We start from the raw sequence: 12,948 nt of genomic DNA on the forward strand, positions 1-12,948 counted from the left end.
CTCCTATCTTTGTTTTAAATTTTGCAACATTTTTATCATTTCTGTTGCATGTTCTATTGTTAGTGTGGTAATTTCAGTTCCTGATAGCATTCTTGCTAATTCTTTAATTCTCATTTCACCTTCAAGATATGTTATCGCTGTTTCAGTTCTGCCATTCTTTATATCTTTTGCAATAAAGTAATGATGATCAGCAATAGCTGCAACTTGTGGTAAATGCGAAATACATAGAACTTGCGAATTCTTACCAATTTGACTTATTTTTTCTGCTATCGCTTGTGCAACACGACCACTAACCCCAGTATCAACTTCATCAAAAATAATACTAGTAACCCCTGTTCCTTGTGAAAAAATTGTTTTTAACGCTAACATCATACGAGAAAGTTCCCCACCCGATGCAATCTTAGCAAGCGGTCCCATTTCTTCACCTGGATTAGTTTGAATATAAAATTCAATTTTATCTTGACCTAAGCTTGTTAATTTGTCAAGTTTTTCAAATTTTACTTTAAACACTGCTTTATCCATGTATAGTTGGCTCAATTGTTCATGAACAGAGTTTTCTAATTTCAGTGCAGTTTGTTTGCGTAAAGTTGTAATCTCATCAGCTAATTTTTGCGATTGCTCAAAATATAATGCTAATCTTTTCTTTTGCTCATCAACATTTTCTTCTGAATTTTGCATATTTTCAAGTTCTGTAGTTATTTGTTCGTGATAATTTAGAATTTCATCAATCGAATCACCATATTTTCGCTTTAATTGATGAATCACTTCTAAGCGCTGCTCAATTTCATCTAAGCGTCCTTGGTCAAATTCCATCATATCAAGCTCATTCACTACTTCTCTAGATACGTCTTCTAGTTCATAATAAACATTTGAAATGTTTTCACTGATATGTTGTAAGCTTTCAGATAGATCCGATACTTTTTGGATTCCCTCCATCGCTTCTCCTAATTTACCAAGTACATCTAGATTTTCACCAGATAAAATTTGATAACTGTGTTCTAACGCTGCGTATATTGATTGAAAATTATCAAGTTTATTTTTTTCTTCAAGTAACTGCTGATCTTCATTCTTCTTTAGACCAGCTGCTTCGATTTCATCAGCTTGATATTTCAACATATCTAAACGTTGGTTCCATGCTTGTTCATCTTTTTCTCTTTGCAATAATTCTTTATTTAATTGCTTGTATTGCTGAAATGTTTCACTATAAGCAGCATGTTTTTCTGCAATTTTTTTATTAAAACTATCCAATAGTATGATATGATTTTCTGAACGCATTAACTCTTGGTGTTCATTTTGACCGTGAATATCAATTAATGTTGTACCAATCTTTTTTAAAACGGTTAAATTAACTAACATCCCGTTCACACGACAAACATTTCTTCCTGCTTTATATAATTCACGCTGTAAAATAAGCTGATCATCATCATAATCAATTCCAAATTCTTCTAAAACCTTAAATGTTTTTGCGTTTGCTGGTAACTTAAATTGCCCTTGAATTACAGCTTTTTTTTTACCTTTTCGGATAAATTCCGTCGAACCCCGGCCTCCGCCTAAAAGTCCTAACGCATCAATAATGATTGATTTTCCTGCGCCGGTTTCTCCGGTTAGAACAGTCATATTATCCTTAAAATTTATATCCATTCTATCGATAATCGCAAAATCATTTATAACTAACTCTTGTAACATCTCATCACCCTATTATTGTACTCCAATTAATTCCAAAAGCTTCTCGAATAAATCTATTGCTTCTTGATTTGAGTATGCAAATACCATCACTGACGAATCATCACTTAGTGTAGCGAATACTTCTTTATACCCAACTTTTTCAATCAAATTAGAAACAGCAGGTCCACTACCAGGAATGACTTTAAAAAAAATCATTTTTTCAGCAATATTTGAGCTAACATATGATTCTGAAAGTGTGTCTTTTAATTTTTTTTGGACATCAATTTCCTTCAAGGTTGGGACACTATAGCGATAACTCCCATTTTTTGTTGGTAATTTAATTAGTTGCATCTCTTTAACATCCCTTGAAATTGTAGCTTGTGTCACTTCAATCCCTTGATTAAGTAATAATTGCACAATATCATCTTGTTTATAAATTTCAAATTTTTGTAAAATTTCTCTAATTAACTTTTGCCTAACTTGTTTTCGCATTAGTCCCCCTCCTTGGTTATTATTTTTTATCTAATGTCGCATGAGCGTTTTTCACTACTTCTTCAGCAGAAACATCAGCATCAATCTTTCCTAATTCTTCAGATGCAGAAAGATGAATTAAAAATTCAATATTACCTTCTCCACCGGTAATTGGAGAAAAACTTAAATCTTTAACATCATACTTTTCTTTTACAGCAAAATTTATAATATCATTTATTACTTCTAAATGAACATTGGCATCACGAACAATTCCATGCTTACCAACTTTTTCTTTTCCTGCTTCAAATTGAGGTTTAATTAACGCTACGACGTCTCCATTAGTCTTAATAATTTTATGTAATGTTGGTAAAATTAAATGCAATGAGATGAAAGAAACATCAATTGAAGCAAACTCTGGTTGACCCTCTGTAAAATCTTCTAACTTAGAATATCTAAAGTTAGTATTTTCCATGACGATTACCCTTTCATCAGATCGTAACTTCCATGCTAATTGGTTAGTACCTACATCTAATGCATAACTTTTAGCAACGCCTTTATGCAAACCAACATCTGTAAATCCACCTGTCGAAGAACCAATATCTAACATAATTTTATTTTTGACGTTAATTTTAAATTCTTTTAACGCTTTTTCTAGTTTCAACCCCCCACGACTTACATAAGGCATCTTAGTTCCCTTAAAATGTAATTCAGTATCTTCTGGAATTTTCATTCCTGGCTTATCTAGACGTTCCTCATTTTCTCCTAAAATCTCTCCAGCCATTACAGCTCTTTTAGCTTGTTCGCGAGTATCAAATAACCCTTGCTTAACAAGTAATACATCTACACGTTCTTTTTTCATTTATATTTTCCCTACTTTAAAATATTTTAATATCATTTTCATAAATTCAATCTTTGTTCCTTGTGCCTCTAATTTTAATAAAACATCATCAATTTGGAACAAGACTTGATCTAACTTATCTTGTGCACCTTTTAATCCCAGTAAATTTGGATACGTATTTTTATTTTCATTAAGATCTTTATGAACTTTTTTTCCTAATTTTTCTTGACTACCAACTACATCTAAAATATCGTCATAAATTTGAAAAGCTAGTCCAAAAAGTTCTCCATATTTTACAATTAGTTCTTGCTGTTTTTTATCGGCATTTGCTAGTTGCGCCCCGGCTAAACAAGCATACTTTAATAATGCTCCTGTTTTTCCTTCGTGTACATGTTGTACTTGTTCTAGGGTATATGTCGTTTTTTCACCTAAAATATCTCCAACTTGTCCATCAATCATTGCTCTTGGCCCAGAAGCATCCGACAACTCATCAATCAATTTAACTTTTAACGCTGGCGCTAATGATTCACTCGTGGTAATCACTTTAAAAGCTTCGGTTAGTAACGCATCCCCTGACAAAATGGCAATTGCTTCTCCAAACTGCTTATGATTTGTTGGCATTCCCCGACGTAAATCATCATTATCCATCGCTGGAAGATCGTCATGAATCAAAGAATATGTATGGACTAATTCCAGTGCGCTTCCCACACGATACGCATCATCACTTATCGGAGTATTCAATGCGTCTAATATAATAAAAATTAATAATGGTCGAATTCTTTTTCCACCTGCTTTAACAGAATAAAGCATTGCTTGCTTTAGAAATGGATGACATTGAATTTTGTTTAAATATTCTTCGATATACTGGTTAAACTGAGTAATTTTTTCTTCTTCAAAAATTTTAAAATTATTCATAATCTGGGTCCCTATCGAAATCTACTTCATCGCCATTTTCATTTATTACTTTGGTTAATGTTCTTTCAGCTTGCGCAAGTGTTTGTTGTAATTCATTACTTAATTTTACGCCTTCTTCAAATGATTTTAAGGCTTCTTCAAGTGGCACATCGCCACTTTCTAATTTATTTACAATTGTTTCTAACTTTTTTAAATTATCTTCAAATTTAACTTGTTCCGTCATCTTAATTCTCCTTTTTGATTTCTTGAATTGTGGCCGTTATTTTTCCGTCATTCAAATGAATTTCAAGATTTTCTTTAACTTCCACATCATCAACCGATTTTAATATTTTATCTTTTTGCGTAACAAAACTATAACCACGTGACATAACTTTTAACGGGCTTAACATATCAAGAGCATCTATTTGCTTTAATAAATCACTCTTTTTATTTTGATATAACTTATTAATCGCATAATCTAACTGCTTTGTTTTTATTTTCACTTGTCCTTGATACTCACTAATTTTGTATCTTGGCGTTGCAGCATTTAATCGTCCTACTAGTTCTAGATATTCCCGATTATTTGCTTGAATTTGATTCTCAATTTTATTTTTCGCTCTAATTAGTAATGTATCAACCCGTTGTATATATGAATTATACAATTGATCAGGATGTTTAAATACGTATGATGATTTGATTTTTAATAAAATATTTTGGTAGGCATCTATCTTATCTTTTAGTATTCGATAAATTCGATTTTGATATTCGCCAATTTTTTGAATTTCTTCAGTTAACACCGGTGTTGCTAATTCCGCCGCTGCCGTTGGAGTTGCGGCACGCATATCAGCAACATAATCGGCTAAGGTTGTATCCGTTTCATGACCAACAGATGAAATCACGGGAATTTCACTTTCATAAATTGCCCTTACAACACGTTCATCATTAAAACACCAAAGATCTTCAATTGATCCCCCACCACGACCAATGATAATTGTATCAAAACCACCATTTAAATTAAGTTCTTTCAATCTGCCAACGATCGAATCAACTGCTTCATTTCCCTGAACAACTGCTGGAAATAATACTAATTGAGCAATACCGTAACGTCGTTTGACTGTTGCCATAATATCCTTTATTACCGCTCCAGAAGGACTAGTAATCACCGCAATCCGCTTAGGATATTTAACTAATTTTCTTTTATGCCTTGCATCAAACAAACCTTCTTGTGTTAATTTTGTTTTTAACTGCTCATAGGCCTGATATAAAGCACCAACACCATCTGGTTGAATATCATCGATAATTATTTGGTATTTTCCAGTTGGTTCATATAAAGTTACTTGTCCGCGAAACAAGCATTTCATTCCGTCTTCAATTTCAAACTTTAAATTCTTTAACTTATGTGCGAACAAAACAGCATTCATCGTTGCGTGATCATCTTTAATCACGAAGTACTTGTGACTACTTTTAGGATTATAATTTGAAATTTCTCCTGTTAAATAAACCGTTCCCAAATACGGATCGTTTGCAAATTTTGCATGAATATATTTGTTTAACGCCGAGACTGTTAAATACTTTGTATCATTCATTATTTATCCTCTTTTCAGCCAATTCAATCGTTTGTTGCATCAACATCGTAATTGTCATTGGACCAACTCCGCCTGGAACTGGTGTTAAATACTTTACTTTCTTACTTACACTAGTTTGATTAACATCACCAACCAGTTTTCCTGCTTTATTTCGGTTCATCCCTACATCAATAACAATTGCATCATCTTTCAAATACGTTGCATCAATAAATTCAGCTTTCCCTATTGCTACTATCACGATATCAGCTTGACGAGTAATTTTTTTTAAATTTTTAGTCTTACTATGCGTAATTGTAACAGTAGCATCCTCATTTAGCATAAATGCTGCCATTGGACGGCCAACAATATTACTTCTACCAATTATAACAACATTTTTGCCACTAATTTCAAGATTGTAATATTTTAATAACTCCATTATTCCTCGAGGAGTACATGGTTGAGGACCAATTTCATTTGTAAATAACTTACCCATATTAACAGGATGAAACCCATCAACATCTTTATTCGGTAAAATACGTTGTGTCACTTTACTTTCGTCAATTTGCTTTGGTAATGGGAGCTGTACTAATATTCCATCAACTGTTGCGTCGTTATTTAATTCATCAATTTTTTTAATTAGCTCATTTTCTGAAATATTCTTATCAAAATTAATATTTAAGGTCTCAATTCCTAATTTTTCAGCCGTTATTTGCTTATTTCTGACATAAACCTTACTAGCAGCATTATTCCCCACTAGAATCACTGCCAACTTAGGAAGTATACCCTTTTGTCTTAATGAAGAAACTCTTTTTTTCAATTTAATTTGAAGTTCTTTTGAAACTTTTTTGCCATCAATTAAATTTACGTTCAAATCATGTTCACTCCGTTCTATTAGTACTTTGATTTTACCATATTAAGCAATCAATTATTCACATTTCATTTTAAAAATAAAATTTAAAATAAAAAAACGTTCTAACTATCATTAGTTAAAACGTCTTTTTCTATACCAAGTTTTGAAGTATACCATTAATAAATTTACGTGAAGATTCATCTGTAAAGTCTTTAGCCAATTGTAATGCTTCATTAAGTGCAACTACATTGGGAACAGATTCAACATACTTAATTTCGTAAATTGATAATCGAAGGATATATAAATCTGCTTTATTTAATCGAGCTAACGTCCAGCCATTCTTTAAAAATTTACTAATTTCTAAATCAATTTCTTGCATATTATCTAGAACACCATCTACGAGTGTATTTAGATAATTTGGAACAACTAGGTCTTCTTCTGAGAAGTTTAATAGTTGTTCAAAAACATCCATTTTATTAGCATCAGGGTTACTATCCATTGCAAATAAAGTTTGAAATGCCACTTTTCTTAAATCATGTCTATTCAAGTTCAATTTATTCACCTTCAACTTCTTCATCAAAAAGATTATTCAAATCAACTGATTGTTCTTGCTTTTCAGGAACAATTCCTTCGACATGTACATCGACTTCTACTAAGTCAAGTCCAGTCATAAACAATAGTTGTTGACGCACTTTTTCTTGAATTTCTTCAGCTACTTTAGGAACTGAAACGCCATAATTAAGATAAGCATATACATCTACTTTAAGTACTTCACTATTATTATCTAGCTTAACACCTGTTGAGCGATTTGTTTTTCTAAATAAGTTTGAAATACTCTTAGTAAGAGAACCTCTCATTGAGTACACACCGTCTACTTTTGATGCTGCGATACTAATGATTAATTCAATAACCTGTGGTGCTATTTCTACTCGACCTAGCCCAGGTTCACTATTTAATACGATATTGTTATCATCAGCCATCGAAAATTCCTCCTCTTAATTTGCGCGAGAAATATATGTTCCATCAACAGTATTGATTGTTAACATGTCTCCTTCGTTAACAAAGAATGGAACTTGGACAACAAGACCAGTTTCCATTGTTGCTGGTTTTGAACCACCTGATTGTGTATCACCTTTAATACCTGGTTCAGTTTCTTTAACTTCAAGGTCAACTGTATTTGGTAATTCTACACCAAGTGTTTCAGCACCAAACATGATAATACTTACAACCATGTTTTCTTTCAAATATTTAAGTTCTTCTTGAATTTGTGCTGATGGTAATTCTAATTGTTCGTATGTATTTGTATCCATGAATACATAGTTATCACCATCTGCATATAAATATTGCATCTTCTTGCGATCGATTTGTGCTTGATTTACTTTTTCACCAGCACGGAAAGTTTTTTCTTGAACGGCACCTGTTCGTAAGTTCTTTAATTTAGAACGTACAAATGCTGAACCCTTCCCTGGTTTAACATGTTGAAATTCCACAACACGCCATAATTCACCGTCTACTTCAATTGTAAGACCGTTTTTAAAATCGTTAACTGAAATCATTAAAATTTCCTCCTAAATATAATTATACACTCAAAATCCACTCAATATATCTTATCAGTTATTTATATATTTGTGCAAGAGTATTTATAAAGTTATTCTTCGAATAAAAAATAATTCTCAATTTCTTTTTCTGATAAATTTAATTCTAATAATCCAAACTTAATGAATAAATGCCATGCATGTACAAATGCATTTGAATCTCTTTGAAAATATGCTTTATTTAATTGTTGTTGGGTAATTAAATATACAATATTAAAAGATTTTGCCTTCCATTTAGACTTAAAATTATTTATTTTTTCATCATCTAAAAGCAATAAATAAGTCCATTTCATTTGATCAGCAATTTCAATAAAAAAAGTCAGCGTCCTGCAATAATTTTCCAATAAACTATCTTTGTCATTAGTTTTAACCTTTTGCATTGTTCTTGCCAAATATACATTCAAGCTCGTATACCCTGCAGATATTCTTTCTTGTTCATTGAAAATATTTGTTGGTAGAACAAAATCCATCGGCTTATTGCGAATTGAAATTGCAATTTCATTTATCTTCAATGCAACTAGCTCCTAAAAATATAATTGATTTACTTCAATTTCAAGTTCCTTTAAATTATTCAAATACCAATCTTTCAAAAAACTATATTTGAATAACAAATCAAACCAAGCTACTTTTTCATTTTGATCTTGAATACTCATCCCCCAATTAAATCCAGTCTTTTCTTGTTCAACTGGACGATCAGTAATTATTAATTCAACATTATTATCTAGTTTCAAAATTGCGTCGTCGTTTAAGTCTGTCACTAACATAAAGTTTTCTTTTGATGCTGCAATGAATAATTTATCAAGTGCATCTTGAGGAATTTCTTGTTTAGTAAATTTATAGTACGCGTTATTTGAAGCATCCATAATATTAAAGTCAACTTCAAACCCAAAGTCTTCTTTAAAATAATTACCTAAATTTACTAAATATGATTCTAGTTCTTTAACCACTTTGTAATTGAACATTGCTCCATATTTAACTACTAATAAGTTTGTAATTGCGGAACTGTTGAAATGTAATAATTTTTGATTGAAATTAATATAAAATAACACTTCACCAGTTTTCTTTTCCGTATAATAAGCTCCGCCTTCAAATCCATCTTCGAGTCTAAATACAAAATATCCTTGGTGATTAATTCCTGGAAACTCATGATATAATTCATCATTTCGATCAGATGATTGAATAACAACTTTTTCATTTTCGTGTAATTGTAATAAACGATTTAAGAAAATGAGATAATAGTCAGATTGACTATATTGTTGCGGAAATACCAAGTATGATGAATTCAATTGATATGTGGATAATGCAGTTACTGCGTCCAATAATTCGTAAGGATCATCAGTTTCAATTAATTTATCTAGTATATCAGTGAACTTAATTCCATTTTTTAAATTCTTTTTTAACTCATCATTGTATGCTAACAAACGTCCAGTAGTACTTAGCGAGTGGACATTTTGTTCTTCATCAACAGTTTCTGGAAAAAATGTAATTGAACCGTTTTCGTTAATACGTTCCATCATTCTAGTCTACCTTCCCTTTCGTTGCAATTAAATCGGCAATATAATCTCGGTAAAGTGCTTTATTATGATCTTCGAAGTTTTCAAAAGTTCCAAATTTAGCAACAATACTTTGTTTTTCATACCCTAATAAAGTATCTTCTTTTGATAATTTCAAGACTTTATCTTCATATGACTTGATTTTTTGATACGCATCATTAGCTTTTTCATCAAGATCTGTTAAATTTGAAAGTTCATCAATCAATTTTTGCTTTTGTTCTTTTACTTTTACTTGTGAAAATAAGCTAACTTTTTCTTGAGATTGTCGTTTTAACTCTCTTCTTATTTCTTCTTTGCGTTCATCTCGTTGGTCTTGAGTATCAATTAATTCTTGGAGATTGTCCATTTCTTCTGATAATTCATTAATTGTGTCAGTATTATATCTTTTATTTTCAACTTCTAACGCAAATGAACGTGAAAGCTTTTCGTATTCTTCTTCTATAAAGTCAAACTTTACATTTAAAACATCTAGTTCACCAAATAATCTTCTTCCCCACCAATTTCCAAAATAAAATTGGTACACTCCACTTTGAACTTCTTCAAAATAGAAAAATGGATAGATTTCACGTAAATATTTGATTAATTTTTCACTTAAAAATGTGCTTAGTTGATCGTGAATATCACTTACCAAAAATTCATTTTCAAATTTTTCGTTTTTTTGCTTTGCTTTTAAGATTTCTGAAGAGTAACGACGGTCATCAATTAATTGATAAACTAAGCGATCATCCTGTTTTTCTACTGCAGCATTTAATGCTTGCAAATATTCAATTTTTCTTGTTAATGAACTTGATAAATTCGTCGTTGATTGTTTGTGATCTGATAGTGTAAATTCATTTTCATCCGCCATTATAATTCTCCTCCACATATTTTTACTATACTTTCATTTTATCAAATGTAATCATACAGAAAAAGATAAATCATTAATTATTTAGAATTGTTTAATATATATTCTCTTGGTATCATCAATTTTTGCCAATACATATCGGGCATGGTCTTCAGTAACATCAAATACTTCATTATCACGATAATTTAATGTAGATTGATATATTTTTTCATATTCTTCAACGCTTATTTCTTCTCGTTTAGCAAGTAGATTTTTAGTTTTGCCCGTTAAAACACTTTGAAAACCTTCAACTAATTTCATCGCAAAAAATTCACCTTGAGCCCCAGATCCGTAACTGTATAATCCAATTTTGTCATTCTCCTTTAAGAAATCAGCATTTTCTAATAAGGATAATAAGCTTAAATATAGTGATCCCGTATATAGATTTCCGACTATTTTGTTATATTTTCTTGATGCTTCAAATTTATTTAAATAACTCGCTTGTACCTCTTCAGGTTCATTTTGAATTAAAAATTTGATTGCTTTTAAACCTTGTTTCGTATATGGTAAATGAAATGCAAAAGAAGCAAAATCAGTTAACTTAGCCCCATAAGTATCTTGATAATCTGCATAAACATGAGATAAGAAATCTAAATAAACATTAGTTGAAAACTTTCCATCAACCTTAGCTTCTGAATATCCAAGTGGACGCCAAAAATCCATTACATCTTCTGCATAATAAGTGGAATCACCATCAAAAGCTAAAAGTTTAGGGTTAGCAGAAACAAGCATTGCGACTGCTCCTCCTCCTTGTGTCGGTTCTCCCTTTGTTTTCAACCCATATTTTGCAATATCTGCACCAATTACTAATGCTTTTTTATCTGGATGAATTTGAATATAATCTTTGGCCATTTGCAAACCCGCTGTTGCTCCATAACAAGCTTGCTTAATTTCAAAAGTTCGAATTGAATTTTTTAAACCGAGTAGATTTGCAATATAAGCTGCTGCAGATTTTGAATTATCCATCCCAGATTCTGTTCCCACAATCACTAAGTCTATTTCATCCATCAAATCATCAGTAACAATTTGGCTAGCTGCATTAGCCCCCAACGTCACAATATCTTGAGTTTTAGGAATTACAGCCATTTTTTCTTGTCCAATTCCGATTAAATATTTATTTGGATCTTCATTTCTTTTTTTAGCTAACTTGGCCATATCTAAAAATAAATTTGATGTATAAAAGCCGATATTATCAATTCCTATCTTCATTTAAGGCTCCTCGCTTTCTCATTAATTACTCATTTTAATGGTATCATGTTTTAATGCAAGATAACAATTAAATAGCTATAATTAATATGTAAATACTTTACAGAGGTGATTAATATGATTAAAACATATGAAATAATCGTTCACGGACATGTTCAAGGTGTAGGTTTTAGATACACAACAAAACAGCTGGCTGACAAATTAGGTATTTATGGTAGTGTGAAAAACTTAAATGACGGTACAGTTTATATTGTTGCTTCAGGGGATAGCTTAATTCTTCAAAAGTTCATTTCATCTATTAAGGTTCCCAAATCTCCTTTTGCAAAAGTAACCTCCATGGATATTAAAGAAATCGATAGTGCAAATTATTCTGAATTCAAAGTAGTTTATTAACCTTGATTGTCTCAAAGATTATTTGAAAAAAACTTATCTATCAAGTATAGTATTCCTTAGAAATAAGAAAGGGTTCATTCATAATGAAGAAAAAAAATCAATTAGCTATTTCATTTGCTTTAATTGCTTTACTATTAAGTGGATGTGTACAGCGTACTAAAAGTGGCAAACCTTATGGCTTTGTTTACGAAAAATTAGCGATTCCAACGCAACATATTCTTAATTGGCTTGCTGAAATTCTCGGTGGTAGTTACGGTTGGTCAATTATTGTTATTACATTTATCGTACGTTTAATCTTAATGCCTATTATGATTAAACAATCAAAAAATGCTACTATTCAACAGGAAAAAATTTCCTTAATCCGACCACAACTCAATAAACTTCAAGAACGTCAAAAAGAGGCTAAAACACCTGAAGAACAAGCTGCAGTTAGTCAAGCTATGATGAAATTATATCGAGAAAATAATATTTCGATGACTGGTGGAATTGGATGTTTACCATTGTTAATCCAAATGCCTATTTTTGCAGCCTTATATGCTGCAATTCAGTATTCGCCTGAATTAGCTAAATCTTATTTTATGGGAATCAATTTAGGTCAACGTAGCTTTGCATTCGTTTTACTTACATTTATCAGTTATGCACTTCAAGGTTACTTGTCAACCCTTGGTTTACCTGAAGAACAAAAGAAACAAATGCAATCAATGATGATTATTAGTCCATTAATGATTACAGTGATGACTTACGTTTCACCTGCTGGCTTAGGTTTATACTTCTTTATCGGTGGAATTTTTGCATGTATTCAAACTTTAATTATTAATTTCATGCGTCCAAGAATTCGCCAAGAAATGCAAAATGAATTAAAAAATAAACCAGTTTTTGAAGTTGAATTACCTTCAAAAACTGAAGAAGAAACAACAAATTCTTCTGAATCAAAAACTAATGCTGAATTAATTCATCAAAATAACCGCAAACGTAATGCAGGAAAGCAAAAAAATAGATAAAAAATAAAGAAGCATGGGAAAATTTCCCTATGCT

General features: G+C 31.2%; 16 protein-coding genes. 2 read left to right on the forward strand and 14 right to left on the reverse strand.

Annotated elements, in window-relative coordinates:
- Positions 1-3: 3 nt before the first annotated feature.
- The 14 genes from recN to JCM14209_RS01435 all read right to left on the reverse strand — a co-directional run bounded on the left by recN (position 4) and on the right by JCM14209_RS01435 (position 11,523).
- Positions 4-1,686: a DNA repair protein RecN gene (gene recN / locus JCM14209_RS01370; protein WP_025021850.1), complete on the reverse strand. Its 1,683-nt coding sequence runs from the start codon at positions 1,684-1,686 to the stop codon at positions 4-6.
- A gap of 12 nt (positions 1,687-1,698) precedes the next feature.
- Positions 1,699-2,157, reverse strand: a complete 459-nt coding sequence (locus JCM14209_RS01375) for an arginine repressor (protein WP_025021851.1) — start codon at positions 2,155-2,157, stop codon at positions 1,699-1,701.
- A gap of 19 nt (positions 2,158-2,176) precedes the next feature.
- Positions 2,177-2,995, reverse strand: coding sequence for a TlyA family RNA methyltransferase (locus tag JCM14209_RS01380; RefSeq protein ID WP_025021852.1), 819 nt, complete (start codon positions 2,993-2,995; stop codon positions 2,177-2,179).
- Positions 2,996-3,889 (reverse strand): polyprenyl synthetase family protein, encoded by an 894-nt coding sequence (locus JCM14209_RS01385; protein ID WP_025021853.1) that lies wholly within the window; start codon positions 3,887-3,889, stop codon positions 2,996-2,998. It lies immediately after the preceding gene.
- The gene (locus tag JCM14209_RS01390; protein WP_025021854.1) at positions 3,882-4,112 is read right to left on the reverse strand and encodes an exodeoxyribonuclease VII small subunit; all 231 of its coding nucleotides are present in this window, start codon (positions 4,110-4,112) and stop codon (positions 3,882-3,884) included. Before JCM14209_RS01390 ends, JCM14209_RS01385 begins: the two co-directional genes overlap by 8 nt.
- Before the next feature lies 1 nt (position 4,113).
- Entirely contained in the window at positions 4,114-5,454 is a 1,341-nt protein-coding gene (gene xseA / locus JCM14209_RS01395) for an exodeoxyribonuclease VII large subunit (protein ID WP_025021855.1), read from the reverse strand.
- On the reverse strand, positions 5,447-6,304 hold the full coding sequence (folD, locus tag JCM14209_RS01400; protein ID WP_025021856.1) for a bifunctional methylenetetrahydrofolate dehydrogenase/methenyltetrahydrofolate cyclohydrolase FolD: 858 nt from the start codon (positions 6,302-6,304) through the stop codon (positions 5,447-5,449). Before folD ends, xseA begins: the two co-directional genes overlap by 8 nt.
- A 130-nt stretch (positions 6,305-6,434) precedes the next feature.
- On the reverse strand, positions 6,435-6,836 hold the full coding sequence (nusB, locus tag JCM14209_RS01405; RefSeq protein ID WP_025021857.1) for a transcription antitermination factor NusB: 402 nt from the start codon (positions 6,834-6,836) through the stop codon (positions 6,435-6,437).
- 1 nt (position 6,837) lies between these two features.
- Positions 6,838-7,263, reverse strand: coding sequence for an Asp23/Gls24 family envelope stress response protein (locus tag JCM14209_RS01410; protein WP_025021858.1), 426 nt, complete (start codon positions 7,261-7,263; stop codon positions 6,838-6,840).
- Between the two features lie 15 nt (positions 7,264-7,278).
- Positions 7,279-7,839, reverse strand: a complete 561-nt coding sequence (efp, locus tag JCM14209_RS01415; RefSeq protein ID WP_025021859.1) for an elongation factor P — start codon at positions 7,837-7,839, stop codon at positions 7,279-7,281.
- A gap of 92 nt (positions 7,840-7,931) precedes the next feature.
- Positions 7,932-8,390 carry a hypothetical protein gene (locus JCM14209_RS01420; protein ID WP_025021860.1) on the reverse strand — a complete coding sequence of 153 codons (459 nt, stop codon included), beginning with the start codon at positions 8,388-8,390 and terminating at the stop codon, positions 7,932-7,934.
- Between the two features lie 12 nt (positions 8,391-8,402).
- Positions 8,403-9,395, reverse strand: a complete 993-nt coding sequence (locus JCM14209_RS01425; protein WP_225349670.1) for a hypothetical protein — start codon at positions 9,393-9,395, stop codon at positions 8,403-8,405.
- A gap of 1 nt (position 9,396) precedes the next feature.
- A complete protein-coding gene (locus tag JCM14209_RS01430; protein ID WP_025021862.1) occupies positions 9,397-10,278 on the reverse strand; it encodes an exonuclease SbcC in 882 nt (293 codons plus the stop codon).
- Positions 10,279-10,359: 81 nt separating this feature from the next.
- Positions 10,360-11,523: a hydroxymethylglutaryl-CoA synthase gene (locus tag JCM14209_RS01435; RefSeq protein ID WP_025021863.1), complete on the reverse strand. Its 1,164-nt coding sequence runs from the start codon at positions 11,521-11,523 to the stop codon at positions 10,360-10,362.
- A 117-nt stretch (positions 11,524-11,640) separates the two neighbouring features.
- Here JCM14209_RS01435 and JCM14209_RS01440 point away from each other — a divergent pair, with 117 nt between their 5' ends.
- Both JCM14209_RS01440 and yidC read left to right on the forward strand, forming a co-directional pair.
- Positions 11,641-11,913 carry an acylphosphatase gene (locus tag JCM14209_RS01440; RefSeq protein ID WP_025021864.1) on the forward strand — a complete coding sequence of 91 codons (273 nt, stop codon included), beginning with the start codon at positions 11,641-11,643 and terminating at the stop codon, positions 11,911-11,913.
- 83 nt (positions 11,914-11,996) lie between these two features.
- Positions 11,997-12,914 (forward strand): membrane protein insertase YidC, encoded by a 918-nt coding sequence (gene yidC, locus JCM14209_RS01445; RefSeq protein ID WP_025021865.1) that lies wholly within the window; start codon positions 11,997-11,999, stop codon positions 12,912-12,914.
- The last annotated feature ends 34 nt before the right edge of the window (positions 12,915-12,948 follow it).

The sequence above is a fragment of the Ligilactobacillus hayakitensis DSM 18933 = JCM 14209 genome (assembly GCF_000615845.1).
GTDB classification, from domain to species: Bacteria; Bacillota; Bacilli; order Lactobacillales; family Lactobacillaceae; genus Ligilactobacillus; species Ligilactobacillus hayakitensis.